Here is a 19,714-nt window from a genome sequence, read left to right as displayed (position 1 = left end):
GCATTTATATGCAGGCACGATACTATGATCCAGTCATAGGTCGTTTCTACTCGAATGATCCTGTTGATACTGTTAGCCATTTATTTACTCCTAATGGTATTCAGGGGTTTAACCGCTATGCCTATGCGAACAATAACCCATATAAATATATAGACCCAGATGGAAAAACTGCTCATATTGCTTATCGAGGCGGTTTGATGATCGGAAATGCAATTAACGCTGGTGTCCGAGCCGTAGCTGGGCGAACGTTGTCCAGAATGATTGCAGATGTAGCTTGGGATATAATGCACAATGAATCATCTGATAGTGGCGTTGAGATAGATGATAAAGTTAGAGATCAGCTAGGTGATAGAGGTTGGACGGAAGAAGAAATCAATGATTTGGTCGATAGCACGGAACTGACAGGTCAATCAACTGATAATAGAGGGGCTGATAAAACAGAAGACGGAAAAGGGAGAAATGATCCCGCATCAGTGTATGGTTCTAAAAATGGCGGTCATGTAGTAGTGAATGACAATACAAATGAAGTTACTCATGTAAGTGATAAAAATGATCCTAATTGGATACCTGATAGTCGAATTGAATGGAAAGAGGATAATAGGTAATGCTTGATAGAAATTTCTTGTATTCGGATGCAACAGAGTTTTTTACAAACCAAGGTAATAATATAATGAAGTTGACTCCAGCGGCAGCCATAGAAGTTTGCCGACGTAGCACTGATTTAAATTATATTGTATCTCGAGTTGAAGGGGGAATTTGGCATAACCCAGGATTTGAAATGCGCTTAGATTGTATATGGGATAGAGGAATAGTTTGTAATGGTAAACAATTGTCAGCATGTGAAGAAGCTATAAGGTTTATAGAAAATGAATCAGAGGAGCACTCTGCATTTATTATTTCTCTTCAACAAATTAAAACGTAAATCAATTAAGAATCATTAAAAAACTTTTCATTGTAGAAGGTTTTTTTAATGTGGGCAATGGTCCAAGGTTATTGGAATGGTGGTCCTGTTAAATTGGAACTGCGGTCCTGTTGGTTTGGATTGCTGGCCGTTTTGGGTGGAATATACATTTAGGAAGTAGCTATATCTGATTCAGTCATCAGTAAGAAGCTGACTTTTCTTTTTGTACTGTTGCATATGCATTCTAAAATCCCTTTCCATTTTGGTTTCGCCGCAAGCAAAGCTTTGTACTGCGGTAATGCCCTCCATGCCGACAAAACTTAAGTCTTGCACTAAACTGCAGCGGCCATCATCACCCTTTATTATCTTTTGTCCCACTGCGCCATAATGTGTTGTGCGTTGTTCTTGTTTTTCTCTGTCGGTAAGAGGCGTGCCTAGCGACGGAGACACACTTTGTGGCTGCGGATTAAACACAGATGCGTTTTGGTTAGTGTTAACAGAGCCATATTCCGGCGCAACCGCCTGTTTTTTCTTTAAAGACTGCAACGCGTTGATTGCGTCAAAGCGAGGCACAGTTACTGCATCTTCATTTACATCGGCTGTTGCCACATCTTCACTTGTCACAGCGGGCAATTGTTCCTCATTTGTCTCTATTTGGGGCGCCGTTGTACTGACTTGTTGATGTATTTCTTTAGTGACTATCGTTTCTTCCTTTACAGGCTTCGGCGATTCAATGTTAGGTTCAGGGATTTCAGGCGGCTGATAAAGGTAGCTTTCAATAGGCGTGACCGCAGTATTGCTTGGAGTAATAGCTGTATGAGGTGAAAGCAATAGCCAAACAAATAGGGCGCCATGCAACAGCATTGCAAGTAACAGATAGTGCCAAAATTCGAGCTTTTTAGCCTTCATTTAATCTAAGTAACGCCATTTTGTTTGTTTTGTTAAGAGTACATGTTTGATTGAAAGTTCCTCTGCTAAACTTAAGGGTATGTTTAATTGCACGATATAACAATGGAATACGAGTTTATAAATGATTCTGTAACCGGCAAAAATAGAGCCAAATTTTCGTTTGAGCACGAGCTCATTGGCCGCTGGTTGGAATCTGAAATTGAGAATGATAGCGAAAAGCTGTCCGAGGTGCTTACGGCTATTGATAATAAAAACGGTCAAGAAAAGTTGATCGAAGGCAAAGAATATTCCGTAGTAGTCGAGCAAGATGACGTGCAGGTGTTTGCTAACGTGCAGACGAATAACAACGTCAACTTACCGGAAGAGCTAGCATACGATACCTTGTCCTTTGAACAGTTTCAAAAAGTAGAATGTGATCCTGAGGAATTTAGAAAGATGCTAGTAGCGTGGTCAAAATTGGCGAAATAGCGTGGAATTTTATTTTAACGCCAAAAAAACAATATTTATCGTATAAAGGTGTTAAGCCGTTGATTATTAGATAAACTTAATCCACTAAAAGATGTCTCGCTTATTAAATTAAATGCTAAAGGTTAATTATGCCAACAATTGATTCCCGTAAAACCAAAAAGCGTACCATGATCCCTTTAAGGTATGTACTGACGCCTATTCTCATTATTCTTTTGGCATTTTTTGCACTCTTCGTGCTGATGGGCATGAAACCTAAACCAATGCAAAAGCCTACGGTGATTAAAGCGCCTTTAGTTGAAGTTATGGCAATGGATAGGCAGGACGTTACGTTTACCATTAAATCTCAAGGTTCGGTATCGCCGCGTACGGAAACCAATTTAGTGGCAGAAGTTGCTGGCGTGGTAACTATGGTGTCAGACAAGTTTAAAGTGGGCGGCTATTTTAAGAAAGGCGAGCTGTTACTAGCAATTGACGATATTAATTACAAAGTGGCGCATATTCAGGCGAAAGCGAGGCTTAATTCTGCTAAAGCGGCACTAACGGAAGAAGAAGCAAGGGCGCAACAAGCAAGAGATGAATGGCGTTTGTCTGGTAAGCCAGAAGAAGAAGCGCCCGTTTTAGCGTTGCGTATTCCACAATTGCAGCGAGCAAAAGCTGACGTACAAGCTGCTGAGGCAGATTTACAGGCGGCTGAGGTGAAGCTTGCTCGCACCAAAATATTAGCGCCTTATGACGCCATGATAAAAATGAAAAATGTTGATATCGGTCAGTATGTATCAACAGGTACAAAGTTAGCTGAAACCTTTGCTGTCGATTACGCAGAGATTCGATTACCAATTAAACAGCGTGATGCCCAATACATTAATTTACCGCGCATTCATCAATCCGATAAGTACGTGTCTAATGTCGATTTGTTTTATGACCTATCGGGTACAACTTATCAGTGGCGCTCAAAGTTATCTCGCTACGAAGGGGTGGTAGATAACAATTCACGCGTTCATTACGTCGTTGCTCTTATCGATGATCCATATGCCATTGAAGATGTAACGCAACATGATGAAATTCGCATAGGAACCTTCGTCAACGCAACCATTTACGGCAAAACTTTGGATGGCGTTATTACCATCCCTCGCAGCGCTGTGTATGGCGCGAATAAAGTCTTTTTACTTGATGATAGTTATAAATTAAGTGAATTTACGGTAGATGTTGTTAGAGCTGATGACGTGAATTTATACACAACCCAAGACTTTCCATCGGGATATCGTTTAGTTACAACCAAACTAGAAACACCCGTTCCAGGCATGACATTGCGCGTTAAAGGTGAAACCGATTCTACGCCAGTAGATCAAGAAAACTCCGAGCAGGATACAGAAGAAGGCATCGCTGCCGTTAGTGCAGAGGAAGGCTAGACATGAGTCAAAATGAAGCGCCTTTAAGGGGCATAATTCCTTGGTTTGCCAATAATAGTGTGGCTGCCAACTTATTGATGGTGTTTATTATTGTTGTCGGTTTGTTTTCCTATCAAAACATCAATAAGAAAATGTTTCCTGAATTTAACCCAAACAGCATTCAGGTGCGTGTTGCTCATTTAGGCGCATCACCAGAAGAAGTTGAAGAATCTGTAGTACTCAAAGTTGAAGAAGCTATAGAGGATATTAACGGCATAAAGCGTGTGACTTCGTCGGCATTTGAAGGGGTTGGTGTGGTTAATATCGAACTTCAATCGGGTTACTCGCTATCTGAGAAACTTGATGAAGTACAAATGCAAGTTAACGCGATAACCACGTTCCCAGAGCAAACAGAAAAGCCTTTAGTAACAAAACAAGAGTTTATGAGCCAAGTCATGTGGCTTTCTGTAAGTGGCACCATGGATCGTCGAGCGCGACAAAATATGGCGCAACAAATTCGCGACGAAATTATGTTGCTGCCGAGTGTTAACAGTGCGCGTGTTGTCGGTAAGCGTGCTTATGAAATCAGCATAGAAATTACTGAAGAAAAACTGCAGAAATATGGCTTAACCTTTGACCAAGTAACCCAAGCGGTTCGCGCTTCATCAATTGATTTACCCGGTGGCACAATCAAAACCGAAGGTGGCGATATATTATTGCGCACCGATGGCCAAGCCTACACCGGAGAAGAATTTGGTCGTATTGTACTAAAAACATCGATGGACGGCACAAGGTTGCTATTGCGCGATGTTGCTAATATTGTCGACGGTTTTGTAGAAAGCGATGATTTTGCTGAGTTTGATGGCCTTCCTTCTACCAGTATTATGGTGCAATCAACGGGCGATCAGGATGATTTGGCCATTGCAAAGGAAGTGCGTCAATTTGTAGAAAGAAAAAATACGCAGCTGCCAGATGGGGCAAAAGTTACGGTATGGGGAGATACCTCTTTTTACTTGTCTGAGCGCTTAGACATGATGATTTCGAACATGTTTTTGGGTGCCTTGTTAGTATTTTTGGTATTGACCTTATTCTTAAGACTACGCATAGCGTTTTGGGTCATGCTAGGTATTCCTATTAGCTTTTTAGGTGCCTTTATATTAATGCCACTGTTTGGTGATTGGGCGGTCTCGATAAACTTATTAAGCCTGTTCGCCTTTATCATGGTTCTGGGGATTGTCGTTGACGATGCCATCGTCATTGGTGAAAGCGCCTATTCTGAAATACAACGTTATGGGCACTCAACAGATAATGTCATTCGAGGGACAATGCGGGTTGCAATGCCGGCAACCTTTGGCGTTTTAACTACTATTGCCGCCTTTGCGCCTTTACTGTTTATCGATGCTACCTTTGCCGCTTTCTTTAGAGCAATCGCGTTAGTCGTGACCTTTTGTTTGATTTTCTCTTTAGTAGAGTCGAAATGGATATTACCTGCTCATATTGCTCATATGAAGTATGTACCGTTAACTAAAGAAAATGCGAATGCCTTTGAGCGTTTTCAAATGTCGTTTAAGAAAGGGTTAGACAACTTTATCCATAATGTTTACAAGCCGTTTTTGCGCACTGCACTAGTGGCAAGATACAACACTTTGGCTATCTTCTTTGCGATTCTGTTGCTATCAATCGGCTTGATTGCCGCGTCATTTGTGAAAGTAGAAGTGTTTCCAAATGTCCCTTCTGACTTTATTCAAGGTCAAGTGGTGATGGTCGACGGAAGCTCTCCTACGGCGCGAAACCGTGCTATAGAAGCGGTAAATGATGCCGCGCAGCGCATAGCCGAGCAAAATCAACATAATGGCCAAAGCTTTATCAAACACTCGCTTATTTTTACTGAAGGCAATACCTCTGCAACTTTCTTGCTAGAGCTCGTTAAGTCTGAAGATAGGGTGTTGGACGCCTATGAAATAGAAAAACTATGGCGAGATGAAATTGGTGAAATTCCTGGTACTCGGGAGATTCGTTTCTTCGCCGGTACTAATGTTGGCGGTGGTGCCGCGTTAGAGTTTCAGTTAAACGGAAAGAATGATGATGAATTAGAAGCGGCGGCAGCTGACATAGAATCACAACTATCTTCTTATGATGGTGTCTATGATATTAGGAATTCTTTTAGCCGTGGTAATCAGGAAATTAAGTTAAACATCAAGCCAGAGGCTGAAGTGCTTGGGCTGACATTGTCTAGTTTAGCGCGTCAAGTTAGACAGGCATTTTATGGCGATGAGGCTCAACGTATTCAGCGTGGCCGTGATGAATTAAAAGTGATGGTGCGCTATCCAAAAGACAGACGCTTATCTGTAACTGATTTAGAAGATATGTGGATTCGCACACCAACAGGCGATTTAGTGCCATTCTACCAAGTAGCGGATATTGAAATAGGGCAAGGCTATTCAACCATTCGCCGCGTAAATCAAAAACGCTCGATAACTATTTCAGCTGATATCGATTCAGAAAAAGTAGAGTCACGTATCGTCATAGGTGAGATGAACGGCCGTTACATTCCTGAAATTTTGTCTAACTACCCTTCAGTAAGCTATGGCGTTGAAGGTGCTAGTAAAGAACAAGCCGACTTCTTACGGCAACTTGGTTTTGCGGCATTAGGTGCGCTGTTTCTAATTTATGGCCTAATCGCTATACCGACGAAATCATACGCTCAACCATTGGTTATTATGTCTGTTATACCTTTTGGTATTATTGGCGCGATAATCGGCCATTTCATTATGGGTAAAACGGTTAATATGATGTCGCTATATGGGTTTATTGCCTTGACAGGTGTCGTCGTCAACGACAGTTTGATCTTGGTCGACTTCATTAATAAAGCAAAAGATTCGGGCCAGCGAATGATAGACGTAGTATGTGAAGCTGGAACAATGCGCTTTAGAGCTATATTGTTAACCTCGCTAACCACTTTCTTTGGTATACTTCCGCTTTATTTCGAAACAAGTCTACAAGCCCAGTTCATTATTCCTATGGCAATATCACTAGGTTTCGGTATTATGTTTGCTACCGTTATCACGCTGTTTTTAATACCGTCTCTTTATATGATTAAAGAAGATATTGCGAACTTATTTAGACGCAGAAAACAAAATAAAAACACTCAATACGATCAGGATTTAATTGCTTAATATGAAACATTTATTGTCTGCACTGGGGCTTTCCCTTACATTTTTTGCTTGTGCAAGCGACTATGACAAAGCAAGTTCATTGAACATAACTGCAAAGTCAGTAGATTTCGCTGACGGATTTACCATCCCGTGGGGTATAGCACAGTTACCTGATGGCAATTTGCTCGTTACTGAGCGTCAAGGTAGCTTATATTTTGTCGACAAAGCCACGCGCAAAAAAACAGAAGTAAAGGGTGTACCAGAAGTTTTCGCGAAAAGCCAAGGTGGCTTACTCGATATTAAACTTCACCCTAACTATCGCAAGAATGGTTGGATTTATATCACTTACTCATCGCCAGAAGGGAAAGAAAAAGGTGGTCACACGGCATTAATGCGGGCTAAATTAGATCGTCAATCGCTGTCTCTTTCTGACCAAACGGTATTGTATAAAGGTGAAGGTAATACCGATAACGGCAGGCATTTTGGTAGCCGTATCGCCTTTGATAATGAAGGTTTTGTGTATTTTTCTATCGGTGACAGAGGCAATAGAGACGTATTACCTCAAGATTTAACGCTTGATGGCGGCAAGGTTTACCGTTTACACGAAGACGGTAAGGTTCCAGCAGATAATCCCTTTGTAAATGTAAAAGATGCTAAACCAGCAATATATAGCTATGGACATCGCAATCCTCAAGGCTTAGTCAAAAATGCACTTACAGGAAAAATCTGGTCGCACGAACATGGTCCACGTGGTGGCGATGAAGTTAATGTCATCGAAAAAGGTGCGAATTACGGTTGGCCGGTTGTGAGCTATGGTGTTAACTACAGTGGTACATCATTTACCGACCTCACTGAAAAAGAAGGTATGACAAATCCAGTGTTATATTGGGATCCTTCTATTGCACCATCTGGAATGATTCACGTGACGTCTGATCGATACCCGCAACTGAAGGGCAAATTTCTATTGGGCTCAATGAAGTTTAGTTTCCTATCTGCACTTGAAGTGGACGGTGATAAAGTGGTTAAACAATATAAAGTACTTCAAGGCATCGGCCGTGTTCGCAGCTTGCATCAGGGTGCCGACGGATACATATATGTAGGTATTGATGGCTATGGCATCAAACGCCTAGAACCTTAAAACAAAAGCCGCTGAAAAGCGGCTTTTTTGTAAAAAAATCCCAAATTCAAAGCAACTAACTGACTGATAACTATACTTAAAATATTTGGGGTCAGAACATGTTCTGACCCCAAATAAGGTTAACTAATTTACTTTCTGAGCTGTGTTAGCTAAATTAACGACTAATCAATCTAAGAAGGCCGATACAGTGCGTGTAGTTCTATTGGCGCTTTTAGCCTTGTCTATAAACGGCGTGGCAGCGCAAGACAAACCAATTTACAAATACAAGGATAAGGATGGCGTTGTATCGTTTTCTGATATGCAACCTATAGATCGCCATTTCGAGTTAATAAAAGTAGATTGCTATGCATGCAAAGTATCTACCCATGTAGACTGGCACAAAACCAAACTTATCCAAGATAAATATCACAGCCAAATCCTGACAGCTTCAATTCGGTTTGAGGTTGATCCCGCATTAGTTAAAGCAATCATTCACGCTGAATCACATTTTAAAAAAGACGCTGTGTCTAGAGTAGGGGCGCAAGGCTTAATGCAATTAATGCCGGCAACGGCACAAGAGCTCGGTGTAAAGAATCCGTTTGATGCAAAAGATAATATTAACGGTGGCGTTAAACACTTAGCTAAGTTGCTGAAAAAATACAATGGCAATACACGTCTAGCATCTGCTGCCTATAATGCTGGCGAAGGAGCCGTTAAAAAGTATGGCGGTATTCCGCCTTATAAAGAAACAAAAGTATACGTAGAACGTGTTCAAATTCTCCATAAACGCTATAAATCTGCTAGCTAGTTTTAATTTTCATTAATTTCTGAAAGCTTAAGTCATTAATTAACTTACCTTTTATATTTGGGGTCAGAACATGTTCTGACCCCAAATATTCAGGAATGGCTATATTCGCCATTTTTGATCATTTTTGTTCCCGCATACGTCACAGTTAAGCTACTGAAACTCCATGTTTATGTTTCACACTATTGGTGAATAAAAAATAAACGGGATCTTTAATGGCAACTTTATCTAAACACAATCATGACTTCGAATCGCTCTTTTTCGTTAGCTCACTTAATCATATAGGTACTTTTTTATTTGTAATTTTGTTGTTATTGCTACCTTTTAAATTAATGGCATTTTCACCCGATAACAGCATTTCATTTGAGCATATTCCATACAATGACGTTGAATCTGGAACAGTTTTTATCAAGCAAGAGAATGGGTATGTACCCGTTTTAGCACAATCGAGTGATTTCGATGTTGAGATCAATGGACTTGTTGCAGATATCAGTCTTAAACAAGTGTTTAGCAATCCAACCAACGAATTTGTTGAAGCAATTTATGTGTTTCCACTGGCAGAAGGTAGCGCGGTTTATGCAATGGATATGATTATTGGTGAGAGAAGAATCAAAGGGGAAATTAAGGAAAAGCAAGTAGCAAGGAAAATATACACGGAAGCTAAAAAGGCGGGCAAAGTTACGAGTTTATTGACCCAACAACGACCCAATATGTTTACTTCAAAAGTTGCTAATATTGCCCCTAACGAAGAAATCACTGTTGAAATAAAGTTCAATCAATCGGTAGCGTTTGGTCATGGGCAATTTAGTTTTCGCTTACCCTTAACGATTACACCTAGGTTTATACCTCAACCACAATATGTGATGGCAGAAACAAACTCAGCCACTAAATCGAGTGAGATCTCAATCAATGCTTTTGGCTGGGGCATAGATAACGATATTGTGCCAGATGCTTCGCAAATCACGCCTTTCCAGCAGCGTCTCTCAAAACACGAGAACGCTCAACAAAACGTCGCAATACGAGTTGCTTTGTCGGCAGGGGGCGCATTGTCCTATATTTCCAGTAACAGCCATGCAATCGCCAAGCAGTCTGCAAAAAATACTACCTTGATTTCGCTTAGCAACGCACAGACCAAACTCGATCGGGATTTTACGTTAACTTGGCAATTTCAGCCCCACAATCAACCCAAAGCGGCTATGTTTGTTACTCAAGATGAGCAATACAACTATGGTTTCACCTCTATTTTTCCAGCTAATACAGGCAAACCAAAGAGTGTAGACAAAGAAGTTGTTTATATCATTGATACGTCGGGTTCTATGGGCGGCGTATCGATCACACAAGCAAAAAATGCCCTGCTGTACGCGTTGAGCCAGTTGGCTGAGCGAGATAGCTTTAACATTATTGCCTTTGACTCGGATGTACAGCCTTTGTATTTAACCAGTCAACTTGCAAATAAGGAAAACATTTTCTGGGCATCAAGGTGGGTAAAAGAGTTGACTGCTGATGGCGGAACCAATATGTATCCAGCGTTAGCTCAGGTGCTACAAAGCGCTGAAATTGAAGGCAAGTCTAAGCAGGTTATCTTTATTACTGACGGGGCGATAGGTAATGAGGAGCAGCTGTTTTCACTCATAGAAAATGAACTGGGAAATACACGTCTTCATACCATTGGTATAGGTTCCGCTCCCAATAGTTTTTTCATGTCTCAAGCTGCTGAATCGGGTCGCGGCAGTTTTCGCTACATCAGTGATATCAACCAAGTGCAGCAGCAAATGCAGGCTCTGGTGGATGTGATTAATTACCCTTTACTAACGGATATTGCCATTGAATGGGGTCAAGCCGATATCAGTGTTTATCCAAGAAAGATTCCAGATCTGTATCGTGGTCAGCCATTGGTACTTTATTCTCGCTGGCCAAGGACGGCAGCGGCCACTAATTCCATGGAGATTTTTGGAAAACGTGCCAACAGCGATTGGCAAACTAAGGTTACTGCCAATACCAAGCATACGCTTGCTGGTATAGACAAGCTTTGGGCCCGCGCAAAAATAAAGGATATGCAAAATCAGTTACGTAGATCGCAGCATAACGAGCGCGCGAGCATTGCAAACAAAATTAAGGAAACGGCTTTACGTTATCAGATCATGTCACCCTACACAGCATTCGTCGCTGTAGAGCAGCAACCAGTGCGCCCTGTTGATACACCTTTAAAACCTCACGGAGTTAAAAACTTAATGCCGCATGGCTCTGCACAAGCCATACCAATGGCAAATACCAGCTTAGGATTAAATGGTTTATGGAACATGCTCATTATAATGCTGATTAGCGCAGCTAATTTATGGTGCCTGGTTCAGATTCAGTCAAAAAGGGGGCGTCATGCATAACTTTATAAAAATCTTGTTAGCGATGACGGTATTAACTGCATTTATTCTTCTAGGCCAGATCCTTGTTATCAAGGGGAAAGCATTTATCGCACAACAACTTTTGCAACACTCTTGGCAGGACTATAAACAAAGTAAAACGAGCGCCCCTAAACGGCCATGGCCATGGGCGGATATGTACCCAGTTGCGGAGTTAGTATTTGAGAAGCAAGAGAAACGTTACATTGTATTAAATACTGACTCAGGGCAAGCTTTAGCATTTGCACCTGGACTCAATGGGGTAAGCCAAGAAAATCTGACTATAATTTCAGCTCACAATGATACACATTTTGATGATATAGCGGATTTTGAACAGGGTGATACGATTACGTTGGAGTCGAAGCAGTTTTCTCGTTCATTAAGCCAGTCATACAGAGTTTTTGATACGCAGATAATCGATCTTTCACAGGGTGAAATTTTTGTATCACAACCACCACAAGAACCACATCTACTATTAGTGACTTGCTATCCTTTTAATACTAATTTTGAGCAGACATCACAGCGACTAGTTGTCTTTGCAAAGGCGCATCAACCAGAACTGGTTTCACTATGATACTTGAGTATATATCTGTCGGTGGACGCGAGGTCGAATTAATCAGCGAGTGCGGCTTCTAGTGCCGCTTTACCCGCTACTTGGTCACCATCATGAGGTGGCTCTGTGTAAAGGCCATAGTGATCGAGTAGCAAAGCAACGATGGCATCCTTTTCTGCATTGGTAATTTTTTTATCGGCAAATGCATCATTAATCAAAGCTTTGAGTTGCTTGTTTTTGTAGTGATCGCTAAGTTCATCTGCAAGTGCAAAATAGACCGCACCGTCTACTTCTTTTTGGCTATCGATATAGCTCATTAGTTTAGGCACAGCAAACACCGCAACAATAATTAATACGATAATTACCGGAAGTACTTTTTTCATAACTTGCCCTAATATTTGCAAATGTTAACAGTAGGTTACAAGGGATAAGCGTTGTTAGCAATAGAAACGCACAGAATAAGTAATAAAAAAGCCGCTAAAAGCGGCTTCTTTTATGGTAATAGTTCTACTATAGACGTCTGCGACGACCGGCAGTAAAACCTAATAGTGCTAATGCTAAGATAGCAAGTGTGCTTGGCTCTGGCACAGGTGCTGCACCAAAATCAATAAACTTACCGTATAACTGAGCATTGTTAACACCGTTTTCCGAAGAAACAAATTCTGGTGTTAATGCGTAATCAGCTGGATCTTCGCCATCTGGAACTTGCTTAAAACCAACTACTTGGAATTTAAACAGGTTACCACCCACGGCAAATGCCACTGGAGAAATAGGTAATACCGTAGGTAAATCAACTAAATCATCAGAACAATTTGGCTGTGGTGAACAAAAATTTGGCGTTTCGTTGTGCTCAATAGTGAAGCTAAACGGCCCACGAGACACAGTGTCGCCGTTGTACGAAATGTCTGCTGTTAAGCTTAAATCAACTTGGCTGATTGCAGTACCGGCTTGAATAGGGAAGTTTGCATGGAACAAAGTACCAAACAAGAATTCTTCACCAGTCATAACTTCTAACGGAAAGTCTTCTAACACAAACAAATAACCACTAACGTCACCGTCGTCATCAGTAACACCCCATTCGATCGCTGGTTGAGTAGGGTCACCTGCAAAATCGAAAATACTTGAAATACCCCCAACAGGGTTTTCCCAATCAGCTGTTACATTACTTACGCCAACCATAAGGCCAGCGCTAGCGTACATCGGCAAACAAAACGCTGCAGCTAACAATATTTTTCTAACTAAAAATTTCATTTCCTTCTCCTAAGTGCTTTTAAAAGCGATGAGATTTTATCCTTTGGGACAAAAGCCAATCGCTCTTAAGTCCACTGTTACTCTTAAAGCAAGTATTGATCCAGAATTGAAAAAGCTAATTAAAACATAAAGATGCAATTATAAGATGGTTGCGGTGTTAACAAGTTGTAAAAATTGCTGACACCCGCTAGCTCTGTACTGTTTAGCCCAATATTAGCTGTGTTGTTAAGCCATCTACATCGGCAAGTATTTGTTTACAAAGGTCTTGGTTTAAAGCGTCACCATGCGGTGGTCCAAAATTTTCGATATCGTTGTCAAAATATTTGCCAGAGGCATTGGCAAACCCAGCCGACAACGCAGCATCACACAAAATACTTGCGCCAATGTTTATATCTTTACCCGCTACACCAAAGCCAGTTTTTACCATTTTACTTGCTAACAGAGAGCCCGGGTTGACCGCAACAAGCACTTTGTTGATAAACGCAGGTGTTTGAGCTAGGGCGTTGTTCCACATCGTTAGCGCAAGTTTACTTTGCGCGTAAGCACTAAATTCATCTCCTAGTTGGTTATGACCATTCATAGCGTCGACATCTACTGGTGCCTGTGCGGCAGATGATAGGTTAACAATGCGACCACCTGCAGGTAGTAAAGCATTTAGTTTTATTGCGATAAGATAAGGCGCCAACGTATTGACAACAAAGCGTGCATCAAGTCCGTCTGCTGTGATCGGCTGAGACATTTTAAAGACACCCGCATTATTTATTATGACATCGATACGCTCATGTTGTGCCAATACGCTTTGGCACATTTTGTTAACCTCATGCAAATCACTCATATCTGCAATAAATGGGTAAGCCGTTGTTTGGTATGTCTGTTCTAACTTCGCTATAACGTCATTAAGCTTGGTTGGATTGCGCCCATGCAGCAATAAGGTATGCCCCTGCTGGGCAAGCTTGTTTGCAGTGGCAAGTCCAATACCATCTGTGGCACCTGTTAGTAATATGGTTTTAGTCGTGCTGTCAGACATAAGTTATCCTCTAATGGTTGAATTTTGGCAAAATAGTTTCAGCCAGTGTTGCCATTGTTTGTTCGATGGGGCCTGTACTAAACCTTAAATTTAAAGCTACATGGTTTACGCCAATTTCTTCTAACGCGATCAAATAATTGACTAGTTGATTAACACCTAAACGATAGCCCAAGTGTATGGGTGTTGGTAGGGCATTAGGATCATCTACTAAATCTATATATAAAGATTGCATCACGGGCTGTATTGGTCGCTCAAATTTTCTTAAATTTTCACGGTATTGCGCAATAATTTGTTGTTGCATTGCTATTGGCCTGGGGTATGTTATCCACCCATCACTATGCTGTGCTATCCATTCAGGGTGCTGGCGACTGCCACCTGTAAACAAAAGTGGCAAATTACCTGTTGTCGGTTTCGGAACCATATCAACTTGTCCGTCGAAATAACCGAGTTCATTGTTAAAGGTTGGAAACTTCTGCCACATTTGGCGCAAGTATTCGACACTATCACGAAAAGTTTCGCCACGATTGCTAAAAGGCTTATTGAGTGCTGGATATTCTTCTGGTCTATCGCCTGAGGCAACGCCTACAACGACTCTACCTTGCGATAGCACATCCGCAGAGGCGATGGCCTTGGCTATATGAGCAGGGTGTCGTAGGGGTAAAATCAAACTAGCTACGCCTAATGCTATCGACTTTGTTTGCGCCGCTAAAAAACCTAAGTAGACAAACGGGTCAAAGACTTGACCAACGTCGCCAAATGCCGGCACATTAAAGGGCACATCACGTAGCCATACTCCGCTAAACCCCATAGATTCAGCAAGTTGGATTCTTTTCACATGCTGGGTTAAATCGGGCTGTTCGCCTACCGCATAGTTATCTACAGGCGCAATGATACCCACAGTTAATTTGCCCAGCTTAAATAGTTGGTTGTAACCTGAGTTAAAAGTTGGAAAACTTGTTTGCATTGATTACCTCTAGCGCTTTGTTTCATAAAGCTGGTGTGTTCGCTGTTATGAATAACCGCAAATGTCACTCGTTTGTGGCGAACTTTATGTTTAAATCGAGATATAAATTATAGGGGCTGAATTTGAAGTAAAAACGAGGTAATAGCAGAATAACTTTCAAAAATTTTTTGAAAATAAAACGGCGCCCGTTAAGGCGCCTACAGTAATTAGAGTTTGCCCGCCTTAAGCTGTTTATCGGCATAGTCTACAGCTCGTGCAGTCAACGCCATAAAAGTCAACGATGGGTTAACACAGGACTGCGAAGGGAAAGCGCTACCATCTGTCACAAACAAATTAGCAACTTCGTGACATTGGTTCCACTTATTCAAGTAAGAGGTTTTTGGATCTCTGCCCATCACCGCTCCACCCATTTCATGAATAGTAGAGCCAGGGATGAAATCACCACGTCCTGAACTGATATTAGTAGCGCCAGCGGCGGTCAGCATTTCTATCGCACTCTGCTCCATGTCTTTTTGCATTTCTACTTCATTGTCATTAACAGCAACATCCATTACCGGCTGCGGAAGTCCCCAGATATCTGTCTTTTCTTTATCCAGGTACATGCGGTTTTCGTAGCGCGGTAACATTTCGCCGAAGCCCCACATAGTCAGGTACCAATTCCCTGGTAGCTGATTACTTTGTTTAAACTCGGCACCGATACCATCTTTATACATGCCATCTCTCCAGCCACTTCGACCCGCACCACCTTGATAACCAAACCCTCGTAGGAATTTGCCATGGGCTTTATTAATATTGCGAAAGCGAGGAACATAAATACCACTCGGGCGACGGCCTTTATAATAGCTATCTAAATGCCCTTCAATGGTGCCGCTTGCGCCAGCACCACCAACATGATCGGTAATATAACGGCCCAACACGTCGTGGTTATTTCCAATACCATTTGGGTATGTTTTTGATGTTGAATTAAGCAGTATTTGTACGCTTGCGACTGTTGAAGCGCACATAAATACTAACTTAGCAGACACTGTTTTAGCTTTAAGTGTTTCTGTATCTATATACTGAACACCGGTTGTTTTGCCCGTTTTTTCGTCAAGCAAAACCTTTTGCACCTGCGCATTCGCTGTTAGCGTCATATTGTTGGTCAGTTTAGCCGCTGCCAAACCGCCGGCAAGTGAAGAGTAATATCCACCCCATGAACACCCACGTTGGCATTCACTTCTTGCCTGACATTGCGCCCGTCCTAGTCTTGTATGGATAGGCTGCGGCGCAGTCAAATGAGCGACTCGAGATGGGATAATTTTTCTACCCGGAAACGCCTGCTCAACTTTTTGTTTTGCCTCACGTTCGACAACGTTTAAAGGATGCGCGGGTAAAAACTTACTGTCGGGTAATATGTCTAGTTGCTCAACACTCCCTGAAACGCCAACAAAAGGTTCAATGTAATCATACCAAGGCTCTACATCTTGGTACCTTATTGGCCAATCTATGCCGTGCCCATCTTTTTTGTTAGCCTCAAAATCGATTTCATTCCAACGATACACTTGCCTTGCCCACAGCAAAGATTTACCGCCAACACTGCTGCTTCGATACCAATTAAACGGCTTTTTCTGAACATATTTGTGATCAACGTCTTTCAACATATAGCCTTTGGTATATTCATTTAAAATGTAGCAATGTTGATTAACGGGGTAATTTTCTTCGAGCTCTTTCTTTGACAGCTTCTGACCACGTTGTGCCATTTCCCAAGGCGGCACATTTTCTGTTTTGTAGTGACGATGTTCCAGTGGCTTTCCTCGGTCTAACACCAAGGTTTTATAGCCTTTTTCGCAAAACTCTTTGGCTGCAATGCCACCTGACATGCCAGAACCAACAATTATTACGTCATAATCATACGTACTCATAGCAACTCCTTAGGTAGACCACACTTTGCCAACATCTTTAAACGGTAATTCTTTATACGGACCAGGTACTGGATCGTAGTTGAGTTCAACACTTGCACCAATTTTTGAGGTGTAATAACCAATCACAGTGAGTTCTTTGAATGATTTGAAGAACTCATCGCTGTGGCGGTTTTTATCAAGGTTTGATACATAGTCAATACGTTGCTGCTCTGTCATGCTCAGTATTGCTTGATGATTATCAAAGCCTGCTAGCATCATGGCTCTTTCAGTTTCTGTTAAGTAACTACTGACCATCATATTGATAAAATCATGGACCATAGCCGCCGCTGCGCCAGGGGTATTGGTAGTCGGTATAATGGTATCGGCCATTTGTTTGGCAACGTTAAGTTGCACAGGGGACATCAACATCTTGAATTGGTTGTCGTTGTTATTTGCTATAGCGGCAAACGCTTTACTAGCTATTGGCGTTAACGCTGCGCCCAATAGCATTGATGTACCCGCTAAAAATCGTCTACGGCTGATAAATGTATCAGTCATTGTTTCCTCCTATGGCGTACTGAATGCCACCGAATAGATGTTGCATAAACAAAGGTTCGCTATAACTTTCAGTGGTGTGGCCCAAGCCCGTATAAAATGCCCGGCCGCCGTCATATTCGTGATACCAGCTGATCGGTCTTTGCTCTTTCACAGGGTTTTCTTTGGGTTTTTTATAGCTTTGCTCGTCTATGTTGATTAATACTTGGACGTCCGCGTTAAGTGACTTAAAGTCATACCATTCGTCTTTTTTTGGCCATGTTGTTGGTAACATCTCAGTAGCGGCGTGGTCTTGATTCATAGGATACAACAAGGCATCTCTTACGTTCGGGTCATTGGGGTGCCCATTAAAGTAGGCGCCCACTAACTTTCCGTACCAAGGCCAATCGTAACCAGTATCTGTGGCTGAATGTACGCCCACAAATCCGTTGCCATTTTTAATATACTGCTCAAAGGATTTTTGTTGCGACGCATTTAATACGTTGCCTGTTGTTAATAAAAATACTACGGCGTCATATTTTGCTAATTGTTCGCTATTAAACAGTTGAGCGTCTTCGCTACTCGTTACTGCAATGTTGTATTTCTCGGCATAAGCCGTTATTTGTTTAATCGCCGGTTCTATCGACTTGTGGCGCCAACCTTCTGTTTTTGAAAACACGAGAATGTGTTTGCCCGGCTCGGCGTGACCAAACGGTAGGTATACCAGTAAGAGTAGCGCAATCAAGACTTTCATATTTTTACCTTACTTCATGTCCGCAATAATGGCGTCCAAACCTGCTTTTGAGGCTGCAACAGATTGCAATTCACTCAGGCCATTTGGATACTCTTCTTGTTCAACCACAATCCATTTTGTATTGCCAAATTTAACCATTGTGTTAATTAATGCGGCCCAATCATAGTCGTCCTGTCCCAAAATGGGCGATTGGTTTAAGCCTTCTTTTGTCACAATTTTATAGTGGGTTGTAAGGGTTCTATTAGGGTATCGTTTAACATAAGCAATAGCGTCTTTACCTGCATAATTGACCCAGCCAACATCGAGCTGAAGAAATACATCAGGCGCAGTATTTTGAGCAATGTAATCCCAATAAGTTTCGTTTTCATACTCGTTAAATTCTTTGTCATGATTGTGGAAACCTATGGCAACGCCAGATGATTTAGCGTATTTTGCTGCGCTGTTTAATTCTGCCACTAAGGCTTTAACGCCCTCAGGGTGCCATGCTCTTTCATCCCACGGCACGATCAACAATGAAACGCCAAGATTTTTGTAAAACGTCAATGTAGCATCTATGTTTTCGCTGTTTAGTTGATCTACACCAACATGCGCGCCGCTAGCCACTAGACCCAAAGAGGACAAATAAGTTTTAAGCCCCTTAGGATCTTCTTTAAATTCGCCAAATTCACCGGCAAATTCTACGCCATCAAATCCCATGTCGGCTAATTGTGACAAAGTACCCTTGAAGTCTTGTTTTAGACTATCCTTTACCGACCATAACTGAACACTCAGTGGTGGAATAGTTGTTTTGCTGCTGCTCATACAGGCACTTACCAGTGAAATTAGTGCTACCACAATGCTCATATTGATTATTTTTTTCATATGCGACTCCTAGTCTAAACCTTCATCAAAGGCGTATTCAGTTAACCCAAGATCATGCAACATGCTGTCAAGGTGTGCTTTCGCTTCGTTAGACGGGCCAGGGTACTCGCCTGAAATAGCGACATTACCCATATAGCCAAGATCTTTGCTGCCTTCGTCTGTGCAGAAAAACGCGGCCAATGCCAAACGAGAAAAGCGATTAAAAGCTTTGGCGATACGCTGAAATTGAGGCTTCGTTTGAGCATTTTGGTAAGCAATATCGTCTAAAATTTGAGCCTGTTGTTGACTATTTAACTTAACAAACGTTTTATCAAATCTAAGCCTTGCTTCATCATCAATCCATGCAAAAGCGTGCAACAATACATCTCTATCGTTTTGTTGGTTAGGATAGGGTGCACTTACCCATTCATTGACAACATCTGGCACGCCAAGCGAAGTCGCGGAAGGAATATTTCCCTCTGCCGGGATCAGCATATCGCAAAGGGATGCAACTAACTGTAATTGATCGTTAGATAACGTAAGTGGCCATGGTGACGATGGCACAATGATCAAATTAGGATCTTTGCCATAGCCCGCACCAGTAATTGGCGTGAGGTTTAACGAAGGCCAATGCTCACCGCTAAGGCTTGGTTTGTCAGTAAGGTCGCCGCAGCCTGAAATTAACGGAAAAGCTGCAGCGCTTGCGGCAAGTTTACCCATCCATTTCAGTGTTTGTCGACGCGTCATACTAGCAATATAAGGTTTACTCATG

19 protein-coding genes are annotated in these 19,714 nt (G+C 41.9%); 9 read left to right on the top strand and 10 right to left on the bottom strand.

Going from position 1 to position 19,714, the window contains the following annotated elements:
- Positions 1 to 8: 8 nt before the first annotated feature.
- Both QUD85_RS12260 and QUD85_RS12255 read left to right on the top strand, forming a co-directional pair.
- Positions 9 to 605: a colicin E5-related ribonuclease gene (locus QUD85_RS12260; RefSeq protein WP_093326738.1), complete on the top strand. Its 597-nt coding sequence runs from the start codon at positions 9 to 11 to the stop codon at positions 603 to 605.
- Positions 605 to 922, top strand: a complete 318-nt coding sequence (locus tag QUD85_RS12255) for a hypothetical protein (RefSeq protein WP_093326739.1) — start codon at positions 605 to 607, stop codon at positions 920 to 922. Before QUD85_RS12260 ends, QUD85_RS12255 begins: the two co-directional genes overlap by 1 nt.
- Positions 923 to 1,093: 171 nt before the next feature.
- On the opposite strand, the gene QUD85_RS12250 is transcribed toward QUD85_RS12255, so the two are convergent.
- Positions 1,094 to 1,810 (bottom strand): hypothetical protein, encoded by a 717-nt coding sequence (locus QUD85_RS12250; RefSeq protein ID WP_093326741.1) that lies wholly within the window; start codon positions 1,808 to 1,810, stop codon positions 1,094 to 1,096.
- A 102-nt stretch (positions 1,811 to 1,912) separates the two neighbouring features.
- On the opposite strand from QUD85_RS12250, the gene QUD85_RS12245 reads away from it, so the two are divergent.
- The 7 genes from QUD85_RS12245 to QUD85_RS12215 all read left to right on the top strand — a co-directional run bounded on the left by QUD85_RS12245 (position 1,913) and on the right by QUD85_RS12215 (position 11,713).
- The gene (locus QUD85_RS12245; protein WP_093326743.1) at positions 1,913 to 2,278 is read left to right on the top strand and encodes a YacL family protein; all 366 of its coding nucleotides are present in this window, start codon (positions 1,913 to 1,915) and stop codon (positions 2,276 to 2,278) included.
- A 128-nt stretch (positions 2,279 to 2,406) separates the two neighbouring features.
- A complete protein-coding gene (locus QUD85_RS12240; protein WP_093326744.1) occupies positions 2,407 to 3,687 on the top strand; it encodes an efflux RND transporter periplasmic adaptor subunit in 1,281 nt (426 codons plus the stop codon).
- A gap of 2 nt (positions 3,688 to 3,689) precedes the next feature.
- On the top strand, positions 3,690 to 6,842 hold the full coding sequence (locus QUD85_RS12235) for an efflux RND transporter permease subunit (RefSeq protein ID WP_093326746.1): 3,153 nt from the start codon (positions 3,690 to 3,692) through the stop codon (positions 6,840 to 6,842).
- Position 6,843: 1 nt separating this feature from the next.
- A complete protein-coding gene (locus tag QUD85_RS12230) occupies positions 6,844 to 7,959 on the top strand; it encodes a PQQ-dependent sugar dehydrogenase (protein ID WP_093326748.1) in 1,116 nt (371 codons plus the stop codon).
- A gap of 187 nt (positions 7,960 to 8,146) precedes the next feature.
- Positions 8,147 to 8,746 (top strand): transglycosylase SLT domain-containing protein, encoded by a 600-nt coding sequence (locus QUD85_RS12225; protein ID WP_245732029.1) that lies wholly within the window; start codon positions 8,147 to 8,149, stop codon positions 8,744 to 8,746.
- A gap of 212 nt (positions 8,747 to 8,958) precedes the next feature.
- The gene (locus QUD85_RS12220) at positions 8,959 to 11,124 is read left to right on the top strand and encodes a marine proteobacterial sortase target protein (protein WP_093326750.1); all 2,166 of its coding nucleotides are present in this window, start codon (positions 8,959 to 8,961) and stop codon (positions 11,122 to 11,124) included.
- The gene (locus QUD85_RS12215) at positions 11,117 to 11,713 is read left to right on the top strand and encodes a sortase domain-containing protein (protein ID WP_093326751.1); all 597 of its coding nucleotides are present in this window, start codon (positions 11,117 to 11,119) and stop codon (positions 11,711 to 11,713) included. The genes QUD85_RS12220 and QUD85_RS12215 overlap by 8 nt, the downstream gene beginning before the upstream one ends.
- A 38-nt stretch (positions 11,714 to 11,751) precedes the next feature.
- On the opposite strand, the gene QUD85_RS12210 is transcribed toward QUD85_RS12215, so the two are convergent.
- The 9 genes from QUD85_RS12210 to QUD85_RS12170 all read right to left on the bottom strand — a co-directional run bounded on the left by QUD85_RS12210 (position 11,752) and on the right by QUD85_RS12170 (position 19,713).
- Positions 11,752 to 12,075, bottom strand: coding sequence for a hypothetical protein (locus QUD85_RS12210; protein ID WP_093326753.1), 324 nt, complete (start codon positions 12,073 to 12,075; stop codon positions 11,752 to 11,754).
- A 127-nt stretch (positions 12,076 to 12,202) separates the two neighbouring features.
- On the bottom strand, positions 12,203 to 12,943 hold the full coding sequence (locus QUD85_RS12205; protein ID WP_093326754.1) for a THxN family PEP-CTERM protein: 741 nt from the start codon (positions 12,941 to 12,943) through the stop codon (positions 12,203 to 12,205).
- A gap of 202 nt (positions 12,944 to 13,145) precedes the next feature.
- Positions 13,146 to 13,970: an SDR family NAD(P)-dependent oxidoreductase gene (locus QUD85_RS12200; protein WP_093326756.1), complete on the bottom strand. Its 825-nt coding sequence runs from the start codon at positions 13,968 to 13,970 to the stop codon at positions 13,146 to 13,148.
- A 10-nt stretch (positions 13,971 to 13,980) separates the two neighbouring features.
- Positions 13,981 to 14,934 carry an LLM class oxidoreductase gene (locus QUD85_RS12195; protein WP_093326758.1) on the bottom strand — a complete coding sequence of 318 codons (954 nt, stop codon included), beginning with the start codon at positions 14,932 to 14,934 and terminating at the stop codon, positions 13,981 to 13,983.
- 206 nt (positions 14,935 to 15,140) lie between these two features.
- On the bottom strand, positions 15,141 to 16,835 hold the full coding sequence (locus tag QUD85_RS12190) for a GMC oxidoreductase (RefSeq protein WP_093326760.1): 1,695 nt from the start codon (positions 16,833 to 16,835) through the stop codon (positions 15,141 to 15,143).
- A 9-nt stretch (positions 16,836 to 16,844) separates the two neighbouring features.
- Positions 16,845 to 17,372 (bottom strand): gluconate 2-dehydrogenase subunit 3 family protein, encoded by a 528-nt coding sequence (locus tag QUD85_RS12185; protein ID WP_093326762.1) that lies wholly within the window; start codon positions 17,370 to 17,372, stop codon positions 16,845 to 16,847.
- A complete protein-coding gene (locus QUD85_RS12180) occupies positions 17,365 to 18,102 on the bottom strand; it encodes a ThuA domain-containing protein (RefSeq protein WP_093326764.1) in 738 nt (245 codons plus the stop codon). Before QUD85_RS12180 ends, QUD85_RS12185 begins: the two co-directional genes overlap by 8 nt.
- 9 nt (positions 18,103 to 18,111) lie before the next feature.
- A complete protein-coding gene (locus QUD85_RS12175) occupies positions 18,112 to 18,963 on the bottom strand; it encodes a sugar phosphate isomerase/epimerase family protein (RefSeq protein WP_093326766.1) in 852 nt (283 codons plus the stop codon).
- Positions 18,964 to 18,972: 9 nt separating this feature from the next.
- Entirely contained in the window at positions 18,973 to 19,713 is a 741-nt protein-coding gene (locus QUD85_RS12170; RefSeq protein WP_093326768.1) for a gluconate 2-dehydrogenase subunit 3 family protein, read from the bottom strand.
- Position 19,714: the final 1 nt, after the last annotated feature.

It is taken from the genome of Thalassotalea agarivorans, from assembly GCF_030295955.1.
Classification (GTDB): Bacteria; Pseudomonadota; Gammaproteobacteria; order Enterobacterales; family Alteromonadaceae; genus Thalassotalea_D; species Thalassotalea_D agarivorans.
This window is presented reverse-complemented; position numbering and strand designations above follow the sequence as displayed.